This is a genomic window from Amycolatopsis keratiniphila subsp. keratiniphila, from assembly GCF_001620365.2.
GTDB classification, from domain to species: domain Bacteria; phylum Actinomycetota; class Actinomycetes; order Mycobacteriales; family Pseudonocardiaceae; genus Amycolatopsis; species Amycolatopsis keratiniphila.
In genome coordinates this window covers 102,981-121,036 of record NZ_LQMT02000025.1, presented here as the reverse complement: position 1 = coordinate 121,036, position 18,056 = coordinate 102,981, and the positions used below count along the sequence as shown (strand labels likewise).

The window sequence follows — 18,056 nt, the reverse complement described above, 5'->3', positions numbered from 1 at the left end:
GAAGCACTGTATACGTAGCCTGGCTACATGTAGCCACTAAATCTATGAAATCGGGGTGATCTCGGGGACATTCCCTGAGGCCGGTCCGGGAAAGTCCCGGCTACCCTGGTATGCGGCGATGTGTAGACTGTCTATTCATGAAGGCCGACAGCCTGCGCGGGCACCTCGACGCGCTGCTCCTCGCCGTCCTCGACGGCCGGAAGCTGCACGGATACGCCATCATCGAGGCGCTCCAGCTCCGCAGCGACGGTGCGCTCGACCTGCCGACGGGCACCGTCTACCCGGCGCTTCGCCGGTTGGAGCGCGCCGGCTACCTCGCCAGCGAATGGGACGTCGTGTCCGGCCGCAAACGTCGTACGTACAAGCTCACCCGCTCCGGGCAGAAGGCCTTGGCGGCGGAACGGGCGGAGTGGCAGGAGTTCACCACCGTGATCGGCGGTGTCCTCGGGGGGAGCACGGCATGAGCACGATCGAGGCCTACATCGGTGATCTGGACACCAGATTGCGCGGGTCGGCGGGGGCGAAGGCCGATCTGCTCACCGAGGCCAGGGACGGTCTGGTCGACGCGGCCGAGGCGTATCGCGAGGGTGGTGTCGACGAGGCGGAGGCCGAACGCCGTGCCGTCGCCGATTTCGGCCCGGTCGCGGTGATCGCGCGTGACTATCAGGCCGAGCTGGCCTTGCGCGGCGACATCGGCACCCTGTGGAAGGTCATCGTCGGTGTGCCGCTGATCCAGGTGACCTGGGAGCTGGCGCGGATCTGGACCTATGGCGACTGGAGCCGCAGCGGAAAGCCGAACCCGGAGTGGTACACGGCCGTCATCGAAGTCTTCGGCGTCCTGGTCCTCGTTCCGGCGGTGATCGGAGCGGTGTCGCTTTTCGGGGCGCGGCGGCTGGGCCGCAGGCTCGACAGCGTGAGCCTGGGGAAGGTGACGCGGTGGACGGTGGGTGCCGCGGCGGGCACGAACCTGCTGGCGCTGCTGCTGCTCACCGTGAGCACCACGGTCCTCGATCCGTCGAGGATGAACGTGAGTCTCGTGTGCAACCTGGTGGCGCTCGGCTGGGTCGCCTTCAGTTTCTGGCTGCTCTCACCGGCTTTCCGGCCCCGGCACGCCCTCGCCGCATGAACGCGATCGAGGCCTACATCGGCGAGCTGGACGCGCGCTTGCGCGGTCCGGCGTCGGCGAAGGCCGATCTGCTCACCGAGGCCAGGGATGGTCTGACCGACGCGGCCGACGCCTACCGCGCGGGCGGAGCCGACGAAGCGGAGGCCGAACGCCGTGCCGTCGCCGATTTCGGCCCGGCGGATCTGATCGCCCGTGACTACCAGGCGGAACTGGGGCTCCGGCGCGACATCCGCGTGCTGTGGGAGCTGATCCTGGGTGTCCCGTTGCTGATCCTCGGCTGGGATCTCACGCGGGGCTTCGGCGACTGGTCGCGGTTCGGCGACGCGCCGTCCTGGTATCACCGCGCGATCGGCACGGCCGACACGCTGGCCGCGCTGTCGCCGGCCGTCGCGGTCGCCGGGCTGATCGCGGCCCGGCTCCTTTCCCGGCGGGCCGCCGGTCCGCCCGTCGCCCGCACGGTCTCGTGGTCGCTGGCGGGCGCGGTGGGACTGAACCTGCTCGCGGTCATGACGTACGGCGGCGCGACCGGGCTGCTGGAGCCCGCCCGTATGCTCGTCAGCGTGCCGTGCGCGGTCATGTCCGGAGCCTGGATCCTGTTCAGCATGCGGCTCGCGGTCGCCGCGCGGAGTCGGAGAGCCACGGCATGACGGTGATCGAGGCTTACCTGGGCGAATTGCGTGCCCGGTTGGACGGGCCGGCGTCGGCGAAGCGGGATCTGCTGCGCGAGGCACGGGACGGGCTCAACGACGCCGCGGACGCGTATCGCGACGGCGGCTGGAGCGAGCACGAAGCGCAACGGCGCGCCGTCGACGACTTCGGGCCGGTGCATCTGATCGCGAGGGACTATCAAGCCGAACTGGGGATGCACAGCGGCACCCGCACCCTGTGGAAGCTGATCCTCGGCGTGCCGATGATGCAGCTCGCCTGGGAGTTCGCCCGCAAGTGGACCTTCGGCGACTGGTCGCAGCTCGCGACGCCGACCCCGGGTTGGTACAAGTACGTCGCCCAGTTCACCCACGGCTCGGTGTTCATCGTGCCGATGCTGGGCGTGCTCGCGCTGGTCTCCATGCGCTGGCTTTCCCGGCGGATGGACGGCACCCGGCTGGTCAGGACCGCCGGTGTGCTGATCGGCGAGGCCGTCGGGCTGAACCTGCTTTCGGTGGCGCTGCTGGTGATCGCCACCGGATTCATCGACGCGTCGAGACTGTTCCTGTCGGTGCCGTGCGGGATGCTCATGGTGCTCTGGGTGGTCCTCAGCGTGCGACTCGCGTTGCTGGCGCGACGATCGTGGCGTTCGTGTGCCACGATCGTGGCGTGACGACCGCCCTGATCTATCTCGTAGTCATGCTGCTGGTGGCCGCCGTGGTGTTTTTGCTGGCCGCCGTGGTGTTCGGCCGGGGTGAGGAGCTGGCCCCGCTGCCGCCCGGCGGCTCGCCGACCAGGCTGCCCGCCGAGGACATCACCGCCGAGGACGTCCATGCCGTCCGCTTCCAGACGGTGCTGCGCGGCTACAAGATGTCCGAAGTGGACTGGGTGATGCGGCGGCTCGGCGTCGAGATCGAGGACCTGCGGGCCAAGGTGACCGAACTGGAGGCCGAGCGCGAGGGCGCCAGGTGACCGATGTCGTCGTCTCCGTCGACGTCGCGGTACCGGCCGGGACGGCTTGGCTCGCCCTGACCGACTGGGAACGCCAGGGCGAATGGATGCTCGGCACCGAGGTCAAGGTCGTCGAGGGCAACGGGCGCAGCGTGGGATCGAAGCTGTCGGCGTTCACCGGTGTCGCCGGGATCGGCTTCACCGACACCATGGAGATCACCAGCTGGGAGCCGCCGCTGCGCTGCGTCGTGCGGCACCTCGGCAAGATCGTGCAGGGCACCGGGGTTTTCCAGGTGATCGAGAAGGGGCCGCATGCCTCGACGTTCGTCTGGGCGGAGCATCTGCGGCCGCCGTTCGGCGTCGTCGGACGGCTCGGCTGGCCGGTCGCGAAACCGGGCTTCGAACTGGGACTGCGGTTGAGCCTGCAGAGATTCGTGAAGTACGCGGAGGGGTACAGGGTTGGCTGAGGCGGGTCTGCTGGGGGCGGACGGGATCAAGCGGTGTTCGTGGGGCAATTCGGCGCCGGACTACGCCGAGTACCACGACACGGAGTGGGGCGTCCCGCTCCACGGCGACGAAGAGCTGTACGAGCGCCTGTGCCTGGAGTCGTTCCAGTCCGGGCTTTCGTGGATCACGATCCTGCGGAAACGGGAGTCGTTCCGGAAGGCGTTCGCCGGATTCGTGCCGGAGAAGGTCGCCGTGTTCACCGACGACGACGTCGCCCGGCTCATGGCGGACGCGTCGATCGTGCGGAACCGGGCGAAGATCCTCGCGGCGATCAACAACGCGCGGGCGATCTCGGAACTGGACGTTTCGCTGGACGACCTGCTGTGGTCGTTCGCGCCCGCTTCGCACGCCCGGCCGCGGCGGATGGCGGACGTCCCGGCGATCACCGACGAGTCGAAGGCGATGGCGAAGGAACTCAAGAAGCGCGGCTTCGTGTTCCTCGGGCCGACGACCTGTTACGCGCTGATGCAGGCGACGGGGATGGTCGACGACCACGTGAAGGACTGCTTCCGGGCCGACTCGTGAGTGGCGTTTCGGGTTAGGGCGAAGGGTTCCTTGAGGACCTGCTGGACTTTGGCTGTGGCTGATCGCGGGTCGGGTCCGTGAAGGCCTCCTTGCCTACCCTGACGGTAGTGAAGGAGGCCTTCACTACCTTCAGAGATCGCCACCTGCAGCTCACCTGCACCAGCAACCACAGCAATCACCACGGCGGCGCGTGAAGGGGGCCTTCATGTACTTCAGGGACCCAAGCCGGGTGGTCGTGAGTGGCGTTTCGGGTTAGAACCCGAAACGCCACTCACGAGCCCCACGCCTACGCGAGCGAAAGTGCCTGCCCCGGGCAGATGTGCACGGCGGTGCGCGCGTTCTCCTCCGCCTCTTCACCTTCAGGCTCGGCGTTCAGCAGGAGGACCGTCCCGTCGTCCTCGCTCTGGTCGAACAGATCGGGATCGGTGAGCACGCACTGGCCCGCCCCCACGCATTTCCCGGTGTCCGCGATGATCTTCATGGCTCCTCCTACCAGGTGACCGGCAGGGCGTGGAGGCCGTAGATCGTCGAATCGTGCTTGAACGGCAGTTCGTCGACCGGTACGGCGATCCGGATGCCCGGCACTCGCCGGAACAACGTATCGAACACGATCTGGAGTTCCAACCTCGCCAAGTTCTGGCCGAGGCATTGGTGCACACCGAATCCGAAGGCGACGTGATGCCGCGCGCCGCGTTCGATGTCGAAGGTGTCCGGGTTCTCGAAGCCGTCCGGATCGTGGTTGCCCGCGTTGCTCAGGCCGACGACGCCTTCACCCGCGCGGATGAGCGTTCCGCCGATCTCGACGTCCGCCGTGGCGAAGCGTGAGGTCGCCGTCTCCGCGATGGTGAAGATCCGCAGGAGTTCCTCGATCGCGGCGAGGGTCTTGCCCGGATCCGCCTTGATCTTCGCCAGCTGATCGGGGTTTTCCAGCAGGGTCACCGTGCCGAGCGAGATCATGTTCGCCGTGGTCTCGTGGCCGGCGATGAGCAGGAGGAACGCCAGTCCGACCAGTTCGCCGTGGTCGGCTTCGCCCGATTCGCGCTGCTTCAGGATCTGGCGGCCGAGGAGGTCGTCCTCGGTGGCGTTCGCCTCCTTCTTCGTGACGAGTTCGTCGAGATAGTTCTCGAGCGACTCGAACGCGGTCATCCGTTCTTCGGCGGTGACTTCCCGGCTGAGCATCCGGGAACTGCAGGACTGGAAGAACTCGTGATCCGAATAGGGGACACCGAGCAGTTCGCAGATCACCAAGGACGGAACCGGCAGGGAAAGCGCCTGGACGAGATCGGCGGGTTTGGGGCCGGCGAGCAGGGCGTCGATATGCTCGTCGACGATCTGCTGAATACGCGGCTGGAGCGCTTTCATGCGCTTGACGGTGAATTCCCCGACGACGTCACGCCTGGCCTTGCCGTGTTCCGGTGGGTCCATCGCGATGAGGGACGGGCGGAACGGCTTGTCCTCGCGCCGGATCTGCCGCGCCACCATCAGCGGGAACGACGGACTCTGCCGGTCGGAGCTGAAATGCGGACTGCTCAGCATTTCGCGGATGTCTTCGAGCCGGGTGAGCGCCCAAGCGGTTTGACCGGAGGGGAGACCGACCCGGGAAACCGGACTTTCCCGGCGGAGCCGCTCGTATTCTGGCGGTGGTGAAAACGGGCATTTGCGGGCCAGTGGCAAGGTCGCGGTGGTTTCCTCGACGTCGGTCATCGGGTTGTCCTTCCCCAGGTGTCGGGTGGGTTCGGGCGGAATCGGACAGGGGGCCCCAAAAACGTATGCGGATGGATTCATTCCGCTTATGTCACCAAGGTACTCAAGCGGAGGGAGGTCGTCCACTCGCGAAGGGGTGGTTTCCCGGGAGGCGTGAAGGGCAGGCCCTTACGTGCGAGAATCACGGCCCTGAAGGACCTTCGAGAGGCGAGGACCATGACAGCCGACCCCGAGACCCGCTTGCGCGCCGACGCGCGCCGGAACCGGGATCAGATCCTGGCCGCCGCGAGAGTCATCTTCGCCGCGCAGGGCGCCGAGGTCCCGATGGAGGAGATCGCGCGCGCGGCGGGCGTCGGAGTCGGCACCCTGTACCGGCGCTTCCCGGACCGGGACGCGTTGATCCGGGCGGTCGCCGTCGACAACTTCGACAGGGTTCTCAGGGACGCGAAGGCCGCGAAGGACCAGGAGTCTTCGGACTGGGACGCCCTGATCCGGCTCCTGCACCAGTCGATGGAGTTGCAGCTGAGCATTCAGCTCGCGATGGTGTCACCGCGGGCACTGGCCATCCTGAAGAGCGACCCCGCGATCAAGGCCCTGCGTGACGAGTTGCTCCTGGTGATGGACTCTTTCGTCCAGGGCGCGCAGGCGGAGGGCAGGCTCCGGACGGACGTCGCCACCGGTGACGTCGCGATCCTGTTCGCGACGCTGCTGCGGCAGATGCCCGGCAAGGGTGAAGAGGTCGCGCGGTCGGCGACGCGGCGGTGCATCGGGATCATGATCGACGGCCTGCGGGCCGAGGGCTCGAACGGGCCGCTGCCAGGCCGGGCGCTGACCGGGGCCGATCTCGACCCGTGAGTCCGTGAAGGCCCGAATGTCAGGAAAGGGTCGTTCAGGACATAAAACGTCCTGAACGACCCTTTCCTGACATTTGACCGCTCGGTCACCTGTCCAACTGCGGAAACCGGGCCGGTTCAGACACCCAGCGGGTGCCAGACGGTCTTCGCCTCCAGGTACCGCCGCAGCCGCGCGATGTCGGCGTCGGCGGTCCAGTCCGGCTCGGCGTCCGGGACGGTCAGGACCCGCTTCACGGTGCCCGCCGCCTCACGCGCCAGATCCGCCCGCGCGGACGGCTCCGCGCCGGTCGGGTCGAGGGCGTTGACGTCGCCGTGCGACGCGAGCCACGGGCCGAGCTCCGACGCGCGGCCGGTCAGGATGTTCGCGACCCCGCCGGGCAGGTCCGACGTCGCCAGGACCTCCGAAAGCGTGATCGCGGGCAGCGGCCGGTCCGCGCTGGAGACGACGACCGCGGTCGAGCCGGTCGCCAGCACCGGCGCCAGCACGCTCACCAGGCCCAGCAACGACGACTGCTGCGGCGCGAGCACGCCCACGACACCGGTCGGCTCCGGGACCGTGAAGGAGAAGTACGGGCCCGCGACGGGGTTGGCCGCGCCGAGCACGGTCGCGATCTTGTCCGTCCAGCCCGCGTACCAGACCCAGCGGTCGATCGATGCGTCCACAATGGACTGAGCTTTCTTCGTCGCGACGCCTTCCGACGCGGAGACCTCCGCGACGAACTGCTCGCGGCGGCCTTCCAGCATCTCCGCCACCCGGTACAGCACCTGGCCGCGGTTGTACGCGGTCGCCGCCGACCAGCCGCCGAAAGCCTTGCGTGCGGCGGAAACCGCGTCACGGACGTCCTTGCGGGACGCGTGCGAGGCGTTCGCCAGGAACTTGCCCTTGGTGTCGGTGACCGGGTACACCCGGCCCGATTCCGAACGCGGGAACTTGCCGCCGATGTAGAGCTTGTAGGTCTTCGCCACCGAAATACGGTCAGACATCGAGATAGGCCTCCAGTCCGGTGCGTCCGCCTTCGCGGCCGAAACCCGACTCCTGGTAGCCGCCGAACGGCGCGGCGGGATCGAAGCGGTTGAACGTGTTGGCCCAGACGACACCGGCGCGGAGCTGGTTCGCCATCCACAGGATGCGCGAGCCCTTCTCGGTCCAGATTCCGGCGGAGAGCCCGTACGGCGTGTTGTTCGCCTTGGTGACGGCCTCGTCCGGCGTGCGGAAGGTCAGCACCGAAAGCACCGGGCCGAAGATCTCCTCGCGGGCGATGCGCATCGACTGCTGGACGTCGGAGAACACCGTGGGAGCGAAGAAGAAACCGCGTTCCGGCACCGGGCACGGGCTGGTCCAGCGCTGCGCGCCCTCGGCGTCGCCGGACTCCACGAGGCCCTTGATCTTCGCGAGCTGCTCGGCGGAGTTGATCGCGCCGATGTCGGTGTTCTTGTCCAGCGGGTCGCCCAGCCGCAGCGTCGAGACGCGGTAGCGCAGCTTTTCGAGCAGCTCGCCGGCGATGGACTCCTGCACCAGCAGGCGCGAGCCCGCGCAGCAGACGTGGCCCTGGTTGAAGAAGATCCCGTTGACGATCCCCTCGACGGCCTGGTCCAGCGGAGCGTCATCGAAGACGACGTTCGCGGCCTTGCCGCCCAGCTCCAGCGTCAGCTTCTTCGCGGTGCCCGCGATCTGGCGCTGGATGGCCTTGCCGACCTCTGTCGATCCGGTGAAGGCGACCTTGTTCACGTCGCCGTGGCCCACCAGCGCGGCGCCGATGTCCCCGGCGCCGGGCAGGATGTTCACCACGCCGGGCGGGAGTTCGGCCTGCTGGCAGATCTCCGCGAACACGAGCGCGGTCAGCGGCGTGGTCTCCGCGGGCTTGAGCACCACGGTGTTGCCGGTGGCCAGCGCGGGCGCGATCTTCCACGCCAGCATCAGCAGCGGGAAGTTCCACGGGATGACCTGGCCCGCGACGCCGAGCGGCTTCGGGTTCGGGCCGTAGCCCGCGTACTCGAGCTTGTCGGCCCAGCCCGCGTGGTAGAAGAAGTGCGCGGCGGCCGTCGGCACGTCGGAATCACGCGATTCCTTGATCGGCTTGCCGTTGTCGAGACTTTCCAGCACGGCCAGCTCCCGCGACCGTTCCTGGATCAGGCGCGCGATGCGGAAGAGGTACTTGGCGCGCTCGGAGCCCGGCATCTTGGACCAGACGTTGTCGTACGCCTTGCGCGCGGCCTTCACCGCGATGTCCACATCGGACACCGACGCGGTGCCGACCTCGGCGAGCACCTCTTCGGTGGCCGGGTTGATCGTCTTGAGCGGCTCACCCGAGCCGTCGACGAATTCGCCGTTCACGAACGGCCGGTAATGCGACTTGAGGTTCGCGAGGTCGCGCGATTCGGGCGCGGGCGCGTACTCGAAGATGCCCATGGATCAGTCCACCGTCACGTAGTCGGGACCGCTGTAGTGGCCGTCGGCCTGGGTGCGGCGCTGCAGCAGGAGGTCGTTGAGCAGGCTGGACGCCCCGAACCGGAAGAGGTCCGGGGTCAGCCACTGCTCGCCGGCGACCTCGTGCACCGCGACCAGGTACTTGATCGCGTCCTTGGTCGTCCGGATGCCACCGGCCGGTTTGACGCCGCGCAGTTCACCGGTCTGGACGAACCAGTCGCGGACGGCCTGCAGCATCACGTGGGTGACCGGCAGCGTCGCGGCGGGCGAGACCTTGCCGGTGGAGGTCTTGATGAAGTCGCCGCCCGCGAGCAGCGCGAGCCAGGACGCGCGGCGGACGTTGTCGTAGGTGGCGAGCTCGCCGGTTTCGAGGATGACCTTGAGGTGAGCGCTGCCACAGGCGGCCTTGATGGCCTGGATCTCCTCGAAGACCTCCAGGTAGCGGCCTTCCAGGAACGCGCCGCGATCGATCACCATGTCGATCTCGGCGGCGCCGGCGTCCACGGCGATCTTGGTGTCGGCCAGCTTGATCTCGCGGCTCGTGCGGCCCGCCGGGAAGCCGGTGGCCACACTCGCGACGTGGATGCCGGTGCCGCGAAGCGCCTCGACAGCCGTCTCGACCATGTCCGGGTACACGCACACGGCCGCGACCTGCGGGGTGTCCGGGCGCTCCGGGTCCGGCCGCTTGGCCTTGGCCGCGAGCGCGCGGACCTTGCCCTGGGTGTCGGCGCCTTCGAGGGTCGTCAGGTCGACCATGGAGATGGCGGTGTCGATCGCCCAGAGCTTGGCGGCCTTCTTGATGCTTCGCGTGCCGAGTCCCGCCGCCCGCTGCTCGACGCCGACCTGGTCGACACCAGGCAGCCCGTGCAGGAACCGGCGCAGGCTCGCCTCGTCGCGAGTCGCGTCCGCCAGCGGCGACGGGGTGGCCGTCGCCGCTGACGAGCTGGTCGTAGCTGTCATACGGGTGAGTGTAAGCGGCCTACAGGCTGGGCACCGGGGCCTGGGCGACCGCCCTGGTCGAGGGCACGACCGGGGTGCAGAACTCGCTGACCATGGGCAGCTGGCGTTTGAGCTCGGCCTCCGGCGACGCGGTGAGGTCGACGGTGGCCAGCGTCGAGATGTCCTTGCCCGCGTCGTCGTGGAAGCTGAGGGTGTTGAAGCCCGGCAGGTCGCCGCCGTGACCCCAGACGACGTGGTCCTCCGCGCAGACGCCGGCGGTCTTGAGGTTCACCTTCATCAGGCCGAGGCCGTACTCCGAGCCGCCGCCCATCGGGACCGTCGTCTTCATCTGCTTCAGCAGGTCCGCGGGCAACAGGCGCCCGCCGAACAGCGCCTCGAAGAAGCGGTTGAGGTCCTTGCCCGAAGACACCATGCCGCCCGCGCCGAAATAGCGCGTGTAGTTGTAGGTGGTGAGGTCGGTGAGACCGCGCGGCGCTTCGTACAGCTGCTCGTAGCCGCGGGCGGCCGGGCGGATCAGGAACGGGAAGTCGCGGGGGAGCGAGGTGTCGCGCAGGTGCAGCGGCCCGGTGATCCGCTCGGCGAGCACGCGTTCCAGCGGCTTCCTGGTGGTCTTCTCGACCAGCAGGCCGAGGACGTTGTAGCCGGTGTTCGAGTACGCCCAGCCCGTCCCCGGCTTGAACTGCAACGGCTGCTTCGTGACGCTCAGGCGGATCATTTCGTCGCTGTCGAAATGCTCGAAGCGTTCGGTGTCGACCTCCGCGGGCGACGACCAGGTGTCCTCGGGAAGCAGGTCGCGCGGGAGCCCGCTGGTGTGCTGCAGCAGCTGGCGGACGGTGATCGGCTCCGGGTACGGCAGCAATCCGGGCAGATAGCGCTGCACGGGCTCGTCCAGCCCCACGCGTTTTTCGGCCACGAGCTGCAGGACCAGCGTCGCGACGAACACCTTGGACACACTCGCGATCCGCCAGCGGCCCGACACGTCGGGCTTGCCGGGACGCTCGATGCTCGCGACGCCGCTGACACCGCGGAAATCGTCGGAGACGGCGACCATGCCGGGAATGCCCGCGGCGACCGCCGCGTCCATCGCGGCCTGGCGCGGATCGGTCTTCTCGGCGGCCACCGCCGGGAAGGCGGTGACGGAAAGCATTGCGGCACAAGCGATCGCGACGATGGTTCGGCGCATCGGATGAATCTCCCCCCAGATTGTGTTCAGCCTTCGATTCCAGGCACGTCCTTCTTGCGTGGCTTCCGCTTCACGACGACCCCACCCCAGAATGCCAGGCCGGTGACCTTCACGGTGGGCGCCGTCGGCGGCGCCGGGGGCGTCCCGGCGCGGTCCTCCAGCTCGAAGGCGCCCATGAAGCCGATTCCGGTGACGTCCACGTTGATGTCGTCGGGCACGATGATGTCGATCCCGCCCATGATCGCGACCGCGGTGATCGTCGAGTGCTTCTCGGCGAATCGCGCGTGCCGCAGATCGAGCTCGGCGCCGCCCCAGAACGCGAAACTGTTGTGCTGCGGCGGGACGACCCAGCTGCCCTTGCGCGACGCGCCGGACATGACGGCGATCGAGGCACCGGAGCCCGGATGCCCGCCGATGCGGTCGTCGGGCAGGCCGAGGGCACGCGAGGTCGCCGGCTCGATCGCCGACCGCGAGTGCTGGGGCAGATCCGCGGTGACCGGTTTGAGGTCGCCGACGGTCTTCGCCGCGTAGACGATGGTGAGCCGTTCTTCCAGCTCGTTGATGGTGATGCGCCCTTCGGACATCGCCGCGTGCAGCACCTGCGCGACCTGCTCGCGGTCGGCGTCGGAGATGCGCATCTGTTCGGGGCCCGGCAGGGCCGGTTCTTCACTCACCTGGAGGAGCCTAGCGCCGAGGACAGGGCCGAGCGTCCATCTTATGGTCGACAGTGGCATCCTCCCGTGATGGGGAACTCACTACCCGGCGCCGTCGAGCTGCCGGACGGGATCAAGGTGCGCGGACGAGGCCTGGGCCGTCCCTGGCCAGAGGGGCCTTCGCCGGATTTCGGGCTGTATCTGGGCGGTGCGAAGCTGCGCCGGAAACACGATCACAAAATGGAGTGGGAACGGGCGTGGATCCGCTGGCCCGACTTCCTGCTGCCGACGGACTGGGCGGACGCGCGGCGGCGCATCGTCGGCCTGCACGACCGGGCGGCGGCGGGCGAAGCCGTCGAGGTCGCTTGTTACGGCGGGGTCGGGCGGACCGGCACGGTGCTGTCCTGTCTCGCCACGCTTTCCGGGCTGAGCGCCGAGGAGGCCGTGGCCTGGGCGCGTGCCAACCACGACAAGCGCTCGGTGGAGACGCCCTGGCAGCGCCGCTGGGTCGGCTGGTTCGCGCGGCAGGCGTGACGGGCTAAATTGACCGGCATGGATGTGCACGTCGTTGATCACCCGCTGGCCAAGGCCAGGCTCTCCACCATGCGCGACGCGCGCACCGACAGCGCCGCCTTCCGTGCGGCGCTGCACGAACTGACCGTCATGCTGGTCTACGAAGCCACGCGCGACATGCCGGTGCGGATCGAGCGGATCCACACGCCGGTGGCACGCACCGACGGCTACGCGCTGGCGAGCCCGCCGCTGCTCGTGCCGGTGCTGCGCGCCGGGCTCGGGATGGCGGATCAGGCGCACAAGCTGATCCCCGACGCCCAGATGGGTTTCGTCGGCCTCGCCCGCGACGAGGAGACCCTCCAGCCGACGCCGTACCTCGAATCGCTGCCCGAATCGCTCGCCGACCGGCCGGTGATGGTGCTCGACCCGATGCTGGCGACCGGCGGGTCGATGGAGTACACGATCCGGCTGCTCACCGACCGCGGCGCCACCGACGTCACGGCGATCTGCGCGCTGGCGGCACCCGAAGGCATCGAGCATCTGAAGAAGACCGGGCTGCCGCTGCGGGTGGTGACCGCGAGCATCGACGAGCGGCTGAACGATTCCGGGTTCATCGTGCCGGGGCTCGGCGACGCGGGGGACCGGCAGTACGGGGCCGTCTGACCGCCCCGGATCGCGTTTAGCCCGCTAAACGCGATCCGGCCCGGTTCGCAACAACTCCGCCGTTGCCGGTCACTGACCGATGTGACCAGGACAGTGACCGGAACGGTGGGGGTGCCGGTGGACTCGTGCGGATCTCCTCCCGGCAGGAGCGACACGGAGCTTTGGCGGACGGCCGCGGGCGGTGACCACGGAGCCTTCACCGAGCTGTTCGAACGACGATCGACGCGACTGCCGGTGCCGGGACTTTCGCGGCGTGGGTTCTGGACGGGGGCAGCCGGGACTACGCGAACGCGAAGGTGGGGGGGGTCACCGTCCTGGACGCGGCGGGGGCGATCCTGCACCAGGGCACGCTGCCGCTCTACTGACCTGCGTTTAGCCCGCTAAACGCGATCCGGTCCCGACCGCCGAGGTCGTGAAGGCCTCCTTCCCTACCCTGAAGGTAGGCAAGGGGGCCTTCACAGCATCCGCGGCAGGCCGCAGGTCTGCACAGATCGCGTTTAGCCCGCTAAACGCAGGTCAGCGACGCAGCCAGCCCGAGGCGTTCGCCCGCAGCGCGGCCTCGTAAGCCGCGCTCACGGTGAACTCGTCGGGCAGGTTCCCGTTCAGCTCCAGTGACACCAGCCCGTGCACGATGCCCCAGCAGCTCACGGCGATGACCTCGGGCGGCACGTCGAGGAAGGCGCCGTCGGCGACGGCCTTGCGGATCGTCTCCTCGAGCGGCGCCATCGTGGCGCGCGCCTGGCCCGCCGTTTCGTCCGCGGGCTCGAAACCCGGTACCGACTTCGTGAACATGATCGCGTAGAGGTGCGGGTCGGCCAGCGCGCTTTCCCGATACGCGACGCCGAGCCGCACCAGGTCCTCGACGGGGTCGCCGCTCAGCGTGACCCCCGCCATCCGCCGTCCGAAACGGCGGAAGCCCTCGGCGAAGAGGGCGCTGACGAGATCCGTCTTCCCGCCGAAGAGCGAGTAGACCGCGGTGGTGGACGTGCCGACGTCGGCGGCCAGTTTGCGGAGGCTGAGCGCCTTGGGGCCGTCGGCCGAGATGAGCTCACCGGCGCGGTCCAGCAGTTTCAGCCGGAGGTTCTCGTCGTGCGTCCTGGGGCGGGGCATGCGCCCAGCGTAACGCAACGCTGTTATCAATCGCTCGGATTCGGAGTTGACCTGGAGCGCACTCCAGGTCGTACTGTCGTTCACATGAGCTACTCGATAGCGGAAGCCGCGCGACGTAGCGGACTGTCCATCGACACTCTCCGGTACTACGAGCGCATCAAACTCGTCGAGCCGCCGGCGCGGGACGCCGCGGGGAGGCGCGCCTACACCGACGACGACCTCGGTTGGCTGGGGTTCCTGACCAAGCTGCGCCTGACCGGCATGCCCATCAAACGGATGCGGGAGTACGCGTCACTGCGCCACCACGGCGCGTCGAGCGCGGGGCGGCGCAAGGCGATCCTCGTCGACCAGCGGAAATCGGTCGCCGATCGGATCGCCGAGTTGCAGACCTGCCTCGACATCCTCGACTACAAGATCGACCACTACGACCAGGTGGAGCGCAAGGTGCTCGGCACCGGAGCCACCGTGGAGGGAATTTCAGCGTGATCAGCACCAGGAGGCTCGGCGGTCTGGAAGTCGGGTCGCAGGGACTCGGCTGCATGGGGATGAGCCAGGCCTACGGTGTCCGCGACGACGACACGGAGTCGATCGCCACCGTCCACCGCGCCCTCGAACTGGGCGTCACCATGCTCGACACCGCGAACATCTACGGCGCGGGAGCGAACGAGGAGCTCGTCGGCCGCGCGATCACGGGCAAGCGGGACCAGGTCGTGCTGGCGACCAAGTTCGGCATCGTCTGGGACGAGGACGGCGGGATGTCCGCTCGCGGCGACGCGGCGTACGTCAAGCAGAGCTGCGAAGAGTCCCTTCGCCGGTTGAACGTCGACCACATCGACCTCTACTACCAGCATCGCGTCGACCCGAACACGCCGGTCGAAGAGACCTGGGGCGCGCTCGCGGAGCTGGTTCAGGAAGGCAAGATCCGCTTCGCCGGGATCTCCGAGGCCAGTGCCGAGACCATCCGCCGCGCGCACGCCGTCCACCCCGTGACCGCGCTGCAGAGCGAATGGTCGCTGTGGACTCGCGGCATCGAAGGCGAGATCCTCTCGACCGCGCGCGAGCTGGGCGTCGGCATCGTGCCCTTCTCGCCGCTCGGCCGCGGCTTCCTCACCGGCAGCGTGACGTCGGTGAAGGACCTTCCGGCGGACGACCTGCGCCGCGGGCTGCCCCGGTTCGCCGAGGGCAACTTCGAGCGCAACATGGCCATCGTCGAGGCGCTGCGCGAGCTGGCCGGGCGGAAGGGGGTCACCGCGGGACAGCTCGCGCTGGCCTGGGTGCAGGCGCAGGGTGACGACGTCGTGCCGATCCCGGGCACGAAGCGGCGCAAGTACCTCGAAGAGAACGCCGCCGCCGCGGAGCTGGAACTGTCCGAAGTGGACATCGAAGCCATCGAAAAGGCCGCGCCCGCCGAGGCGATCGCCGGTGAGCGTTACCCGGAGCGGCTCGCCCGCGCGGCCGGCAAGTAAAACCCGGAAGAATTGCGAGAAGAAATCATGACGGGTTCCACCCTGCCCACTCGCAGGCTCGGCACGCTGGAAGTCGGCGCGCAAGGGCTCGGCTGCATGGGCATGAGCGAGTTCTACGGCCAAGGTGACGACACCGAATCCATCGCGACGATCCACCGCGCGATCGAACTGGGCGTCACCCTGATCGACACCGCCGACATGTACGGCTTCGGCCGCAACGAGGAACTGGTCGGCCGCGCCCTCGCGGGCAAACGCGACCAGGTCGTCCTGGCGACCAAGTTCGGCATCGTGCGCGACGAGGCGGACCCCTCGAAGCGCGGTGTCCGCGGTGACGAATTCTATGTGCGGCAACAGGTCGAGGCGTCGCTGCGCCGGTTGAACGTCGACCACATCGACCTCTACTACCAGCACCGCGTGGATCCGGACGTGCCGATCGAGGAGACCGCCGGTGCGCTGTCTTCGCTGGTCGAGCAGGGGAAGATCCGCCACATCGGGTTGTCCGAGGCCGGTCCGGAGACGATCCGGCGGGCGCACGCCGTGCACCCGGTGACGGCCGTGCAGACCGAATGGTCGCTGTGGTCGCGCGACATCGAGAACGAGGTCGTCCCGGTCTGCCGGGAGCTCGGCATCGGGCTGGTGCCGTATTCCCCGCTGGGCCGCGGTTTCCTCACCGGCCGTTTCAAGTCCAAAGAGGACTTCGCCGACGGTGACTTCCGGCAAATGACCCAGCCGCGGTTCGCCGAAGGGAATCTGGAGCGAAACCTGGCCATCGTCGATGCGCTTCGCGCCCTTGCCGAGCAGAAGGGCGTCACCGCAGGGCAGCTCGCGCTGGCCTGGGTGCAGGCGCAGGGCGACGACGTCGTGCCGATCCCGGGCACCAAGCGCCGCAAGTATCTCGAAGAGAACGTCGCGTCCGTCGGCCTGAAGCTGACCGCCGAGGACATCGCCGCGATCGAGGAAGCGGTCCCCGCCGACGCGGTCGCGGGGGAGCGCTACCCCGAGGCGTCCATGCGGATGCTGTCCCGCTGAAACGAAAAAAGCCGGCGCCCGATCAAAGGGCGCCGGCTTTTTCGTTGTCAGAGCGAGGAGTTGACCGCTTCGACCACGTCGTCGATGGCCACGGTCCGCTGTTCGCGGGTGGCGAGACCGCGCACGGTCACGTTCCCGGCGTCCCAGTCCTCCTGACCCACGATCACCACGGCCCGCGCCCCGGCCTTGTCCGCGCGGGTGAGCTCCTTGCCCAGCTTGCGGAGTTCGACGGGCGTGGACGTGCGCAGCCCGGCCTTCCGGAGCCGTCCCGCGACCTCGCGCGAGGCGTCGGTGAGCTCTTCGGTCACCGGGATCACCACGACGTCGACCTCGCTGCGCGGCTTCGGCGTGAGGCCGTGCGTGTCGAGGAAGTCGATCAGCGTGACGTCACCCATGCCGAAGCCGATCCCCGGGATCTGCTGCGACGTGAACAACGACGCCAGGTCGCTGTACCGGCCGCCGCCGAAGAGGGCGCGACGGTTTTCCGGAGAGGTGTCGAAGACCTCGAACACCGTCGACGTGTAGTACGCGAGCCCGCGCACGATCATCGGATCGAACGTGATGAGGTCCGCGGCGCCGCTGTTCAGCACCTTGACCAGGTTCGAGTTCTCCTTGACCTGCTCCGGCAGCTCGTCGAGCAGGGCCGCGCCCGAGGACAGGATCTCGGTCAGCTTCTCGAACTGCTTGTCGGTCAGCCCGATCTCGGTCGCGGTGTCGCTCAGCTTCGCGCGGTCCGACTTCTCCCAGCGGTCCACCAGGGTGAACACCTGCGGAAGCTGCTCCGCGGTCACGCCGACGATGTCGGTGAGCGCCGACGAGAGCAGGTTCCGGTCGTTGGCCCGCACCTGGAACATGTCCGGGGTCGCGCCGAGCGCGCTCATCATGTCGTGGATCAGCTCGAAGATCTCGATCTCGCAGTTCGCGCTGTCCGAACCGAAGATGTCCGCGTTGATCTGCCAGTGCTCGCGGACCCGGCCACGCTGCGGCCGCTCGTAGCGGTGGCAGTTCGGGTGGCTGTACCAGCGCACCGGGAACTGCAGCGATTTGGCGTTGCCCGCGATCATCCTGGCGACCGACGGCGTCATCTCCGGGCGCAGCGCCAGCCGCTCGCCGCCCTTGGTGGTCAGCGTGTACAGCTGCTGATCGGCGATCTCCTGCCCGGACTTCCGCTCGTAGATCTCGGCGGGTTCGAGGATCGGCCCGTCGTAGCGGAGGAAACCCCGCAGTTCGAGCACGTCGTAGAGATGGCCGAACACCTGCGTCCGGACGGACATCTCGGCGGGCAGGAAGTCGCGGGTCCCCTTGGCGGGGGCTGTCGGCAGGTATTCAGGCACGTCAACAAGCTTAACCAGCGAAGGCGAGGCCGTACGCGGTGGTCAGGATCGCCGCTCCGAGCAGGACCGCCCCGGCGCTGGTGATCCGCCCGCCGAGCCTGCCCTTGCCCGGTGCCAGGTGCAGGAAGAAGCCGCCGGACTGGGCGAGCACGCCGAACAGCAGCAGGAAGCACACGATCCATCGAGCGGCGTCCGGGAGCCCGGTCTGCCCGAGGATCTGCAGCGCGACCAGCGCGAGGACCAGCAGGACACCGGCGTGCGCGTGGCCGGCACGGAACATCGCGCGTTGGTGTTCGGTCAGCTTCTTGTCGCGCAGGACACCCATCAGCGCGTAGCCGCCGTACATCACCGTCGGCAGCGAAACGAGGGCGATGACGGTGAAGAGTTTGATCGGTCCTTCCATGA

General features: G+C 68.4%; 23 protein-coding genes. 13 read left to right on the top strand and 10 right to left on the bottom strand.

Annotation, left to right across the window (positions count from 1 at the left end; all coding sequences use genetic code 11):
- Positions 1-137 precede the first annotated feature (137 nt).
- Genes AVR91_RS26735 through AVR91_RS26705 form a run of 7 tightly spaced genes read left to right on the top strand, consistent with a single transcriptional unit; the run spans position 138 to position 3,754 of the window.
- Complete coding sequence (locus AVR91_RS26735) at positions 138-464, top strand: helix-turn-helix transcriptional regulator (protein WP_016331437.1); 327 nt, start codon at positions 138-140, stop codon at positions 462-464.
- Complete coding sequence (locus AVR91_RS26730) at positions 461-1,126, top strand: permease prefix domain 1-containing protein (protein ID WP_063272145.1); 666 nt, start codon at positions 461-463, stop codon at positions 1,124-1,126. The genes AVR91_RS26735 and AVR91_RS26730 overlap by 4 nt, the downstream gene beginning before the upstream one ends.
- Positions 1,123-1,773: a permease prefix domain 1-containing protein gene (locus tag AVR91_RS26725; protein ID WP_063272144.1), complete on the top strand. Its 651-nt coding sequence runs from the start codon at positions 1,123-1,125 to the stop codon at positions 1,771-1,773. The genes AVR91_RS26730 and AVR91_RS26725 overlap by 4 nt, the downstream gene beginning before the upstream one ends.
- Complete coding sequence (locus tag AVR91_RS26720) at positions 1,770-2,444, top strand: permease prefix domain 1-containing protein (RefSeq protein ID WP_083737746.1); 675 nt, start codon at positions 1,770-1,772, stop codon at positions 2,442-2,444. Before AVR91_RS26725 ends, AVR91_RS26720 begins: the two co-directional genes overlap by 4 nt.
- Positions 2,441-2,743: a DivIVA domain-containing protein gene (locus AVR91_RS26715; RefSeq protein WP_063272143.1), complete on the top strand. Its 303-nt coding sequence runs from the start codon at positions 2,441-2,443 to the stop codon at positions 2,741-2,743. The genes AVR91_RS26720 and AVR91_RS26715 overlap by 4 nt, the downstream gene beginning before the upstream one ends.
- Positions 2,740-3,189 (top strand): SRPBCC family protein, encoded by a 450-nt coding sequence (locus tag AVR91_RS26710; protein WP_063272142.1) that lies wholly within the window; start codon positions 2,740-2,742, stop codon positions 3,187-3,189. The genes AVR91_RS26715 and AVR91_RS26710 overlap by 4 nt, the downstream gene beginning before the upstream one ends.
- The gene (locus AVR91_RS26705; RefSeq protein WP_063272141.1) at positions 3,182-3,754 is read left to right on the top strand and encodes a DNA-3-methyladenine glycosylase I; all 573 of its coding nucleotides are present in this window, start codon (positions 3,182-3,184) and stop codon (positions 3,752-3,754) included. The genes AVR91_RS26710 and AVR91_RS26705 overlap by 8 nt, the downstream gene beginning before the upstream one ends.
- Positions 3,755-4,040: 286 nt before the next feature.
- Here the strand turns inward: AVR91_RS26705 and AVR91_RS26700 are convergent, their stop codons facing one another.
- The gene (locus tag AVR91_RS26700; protein WP_063271889.1) at positions 4,041-4,235 is read right to left on the bottom strand and encodes a ferredoxin; all 195 of its coding nucleotides are present in this window, start codon (positions 4,233-4,235) and stop codon (positions 4,041-4,043) included.
- 8 nt (positions 4,236-4,243) lie between these two features.
- A complete protein-coding gene (locus tag AVR91_RS26695; RefSeq protein WP_063271888.1) occupies positions 4,244-5,458 on the bottom strand; it encodes a cytochrome P450 in 1,215 nt (404 codons plus the stop codon).
- Between the two features lie 216 nt (positions 5,459-5,674).
- Between AVR91_RS26695 and AVR91_RS26690 the strand changes: the two genes are divergently transcribed.
- Entirely contained in the window at positions 5,675-6,313 is a 639-nt protein-coding gene (locus AVR91_RS26690) for a TetR/AcrR family transcriptional regulator (protein WP_063271887.1), read from the top strand.
- 116 nt (positions 6,314-6,429) lie between these two features.
- Here AVR91_RS26690 and AVR91_RS26685 read toward each other — a convergent pair whose 3' ends face one another.
- From AVR91_RS26685 to AVR91_RS26665, 5 genes are read right to left on the bottom strand one after another with little or no spacing between them, the layout of a single operon-like run.
- Positions 6,430-7,296 carry an aldehyde dehydrogenase family protein gene (locus tag AVR91_RS26685; RefSeq protein ID WP_063272395.1) on the bottom strand — a complete coding sequence of 289 codons (867 nt, stop codon included), beginning with the start codon at positions 7,294-7,296 and terminating at the stop codon, positions 6,430-6,432.
- Entirely contained in the window at positions 7,289-8,722 is a 1,434-nt protein-coding gene (locus AVR91_RS26680) for an aldehyde dehydrogenase family protein (protein ID WP_063272394.1), read from the bottom strand. The genes AVR91_RS26685 and AVR91_RS26680 overlap by 8 nt, the downstream gene beginning before the upstream one ends.
- 3 nt (positions 8,723-8,725) lie before the next feature.
- Positions 8,726-9,700 (bottom strand): deoxyribose-phosphate aldolase, encoded by a 975-nt coding sequence (gene deoC, locus AVR91_RS26675; RefSeq protein ID WP_063272393.1) that lies wholly within the window; start codon positions 9,698-9,700, stop codon positions 8,726-8,728.
- Between the two features lie 19 nt (positions 9,701-9,719).
- Positions 9,720-10,883, bottom strand: a complete 1,164-nt coding sequence (locus AVR91_RS26670; RefSeq protein ID WP_063272392.1) for a serine hydrolase domain-containing protein — start codon at positions 10,881-10,883, stop codon at positions 9,720-9,722.
- A gap of 26 nt (positions 10,884-10,909) precedes the next feature.
- Positions 10,910-11,521 carry a DUF1707 SHOCT-like domain-containing protein gene (locus AVR91_RS26665; protein WP_043848558.1) on the bottom strand — a complete coding sequence of 204 codons (612 nt, stop codon included), beginning with the start codon at positions 11,519-11,521 and terminating at the stop codon, positions 10,910-10,912.
- Between the two features lie 105 nt (positions 11,522-11,626).
- Between AVR91_RS26665 and AVR91_RS26660 the strand changes: the two genes are divergently transcribed.
- Together AVR91_RS26660 and upp are read left to right on the top strand one after the other, a co-directional pair.
- Entirely contained in the window at positions 11,627-12,070 is a 444-nt protein-coding gene (locus AVR91_RS26660; RefSeq protein ID WP_063272391.1) for a protein-tyrosine phosphatase family protein, read from the top strand.
- An 18-nt stretch (positions 12,071-12,088) separates the two neighbouring features.
- Positions 12,089-12,712 (top strand): uracil phosphoribosyltransferase, encoded by a 624-nt coding sequence (gene upp, locus AVR91_RS26655; protein ID WP_016331289.1) that lies wholly within the window; start codon positions 12,089-12,091, stop codon positions 12,710-12,712.
- 516 nt (positions 12,713-13,228) lie between these two features.
- On the opposite strand, the gene AVR91_RS26645 is transcribed toward upp, so the two are convergent.
- The gene (locus tag AVR91_RS26645) at positions 13,229-13,822 is read right to left on the bottom strand and encodes a TetR/AcrR family transcriptional regulator (protein ID WP_063272390.1); all 594 of its coding nucleotides are present in this window, start codon (positions 13,820-13,822) and stop codon (positions 13,229-13,231) included.
- Positions 13,823-13,906: 84 nt separating this feature from the next.
- On the opposite strand from AVR91_RS26645, the gene AVR91_RS26640 reads away from it, so the two are divergent.
- Genes AVR91_RS26640 through AVR91_RS26630 form a run of 3 tightly spaced genes read left to right on the top strand, consistent with a single transcriptional unit; the run spans position 13,907 to position 16,317 of the window.
- Positions 13,907-14,308 (top strand): MerR family transcriptional regulator, encoded by a 402-nt coding sequence (locus tag AVR91_RS26640; RefSeq protein ID WP_016331293.1) that lies wholly within the window; start codon positions 13,907-13,909, stop codon positions 14,306-14,308.
- Complete coding sequence (locus AVR91_RS26635) at positions 14,305-15,288, top strand: aldo/keto reductase (RefSeq protein ID WP_063272389.1); 984 nt, start codon at positions 14,305-14,307, stop codon at positions 15,286-15,288. Before AVR91_RS26640 ends, AVR91_RS26635 begins: the two co-directional genes overlap by 4 nt.
- Before the next feature lie 27 nt (positions 15,289-15,315).
- A complete protein-coding gene (locus AVR91_RS26630) occupies positions 15,316-16,317 on the top strand; it encodes an aldo/keto reductase (protein ID WP_063272388.1) in 1,002 nt (333 codons plus the stop codon).
- Positions 16,318-16,364: 47 nt separating this feature from the next.
- Here the strand turns inward: AVR91_RS26630 and hisS are convergent, their stop codons facing one another.
- Entirely contained in the window at positions 16,365-17,651 is a 1,287-nt protein-coding gene (hisS, locus tag AVR91_RS26625; RefSeq protein WP_063272387.1) for a histidine--tRNA ligase, read from the bottom strand.
- Between the two features lie 10 nt (positions 17,652-17,661).
- Complete coding sequence (locus AVR91_RS26620) at positions 17,662-18,054, bottom strand: hypothetical protein (protein WP_063272386.1); 393 nt, start codon at positions 18,052-18,054, stop codon at positions 17,662-17,664.
- Positions 18,055-18,056 lie beyond the last annotated feature (2 nt).

Excerpts from the sequence above, each read along its gene's own strand:
- AVR91_RS26735 (WP_016331437.1), top strand. The coding sequence starts at position 138 with ATGAAGGCCGACAGCCTGCGCGGGCACCTCGACGCGCTGCTCCTCGCC.
- AVR91_RS26730 (WP_063272145.1), top strand. The coding sequence starts at position 461 with ATGAGCACGATCGAGGCCTACATCGGTGATCTGGACACCAGATTGCGC.
- AVR91_RS26725 (WP_063272144.1), top strand. The coding sequence starts at position 1,123 with ATGAACGCGATCGAGGCCTACATCGGCGAGCTGGACGCGCGCTTGCGC.
- AVR91_RS26720 (WP_083737746.1), top strand. The coding sequence starts at position 1,770 with ATGACGGTGATCGAGGCTTACCTGGGCGAATTGCGTGCCCGGTTGGAC.
- AVR91_RS26700 (WP_063271889.1), bottom strand. The coding sequence starts at position 4,235 with ATGAAGATCATCGCGGACACCGGGAAATGCGTGGGGGCGGGCCAGTGC.
- AVR91_RS26695 (WP_063271888.1), bottom strand. The coding sequence starts at position 5,458 with ATGACCGACGTCGAGGAAACCACCGCGACCTTGCCACTGGCCCGCAAA.
- AVR91_RS26690 (WP_063271887.1), top strand. The coding sequence starts at position 5,675 with ATGACAGCCGACCCCGAGACCCGCTTGCGCGCCGACGCGCGCCGGAAC.
- AVR91_RS26685 (WP_063272395.1), bottom strand. The coding sequence starts at position 7,296 with ATGTCTGACCGTATTTCGGTGGCGAAGACCTACAAGCTCTACATCGGC.
- AVR91_RS26680 (WP_063272394.1), bottom strand. The coding sequence starts at position 8,722 with ATGGGCATCTTCGAGTACGCGCCCGCGCCCGAATCGCGCGACCTCGCG.
- deoC (WP_063272393.1), bottom strand. The coding sequence starts at position 9,700 with ATGACAGCTACGACCAGCTCGTCAGCGGCGACGGCCACCCCGTCGCCG.
- AVR91_RS26670 (WP_063272392.1), bottom strand. The coding sequence starts at position 10,883 with ATGCGCCGAACCATCGTCGCGATCGCTTGTGCCGCAATGCTTTCCGTC.
- AVR91_RS26665 (WP_043848558.1), bottom strand. The coding sequence starts at position 11,521 with ATGCGCATCTCCGACGCCGACCGCGAGCAGGTCGCGCAGGTGCTGCAC.
- AVR91_RS26660 (WP_063272391.1), top strand. The coding sequence starts at position 11,627 with ATGGGGAACTCACTACCCGGCGCCGTCGAGCTGCCGGACGGGATCAAG.
- upp (WP_016331289.1), top strand. The coding sequence starts at position 12,089 with ATGGATGTGCACGTCGTTGATCACCCGCTGGCCAAGGCCAGGCTCTCC.
- AVR91_RS26645 (WP_063272390.1), bottom strand. The coding sequence starts at position 13,822 with ATGCCCCGCCCCAGGACGCACGACGAGAACCTCCGGCTGAAACTGCTG.
- AVR91_RS26640 (WP_016331293.1), top strand. The coding sequence starts at position 13,907 with ATGAGCTACTCGATAGCGGAAGCCGCGCGACGTAGCGGACTGTCCATC.
- AVR91_RS26630 (WP_063272388.1), top strand. The coding sequence starts at position 15,316 with ATGACGGGTTCCACCCTGCCCACTCGCAGGCTCGGCACGCTGGAAGTC.
- AVR91_RS26620 (WP_063272386.1), bottom strand. The coding sequence starts at position 18,054 with ATGGAAGGACCGATCAAACTCTTCACCGTCATCGCCCTCGTTTCGCTG.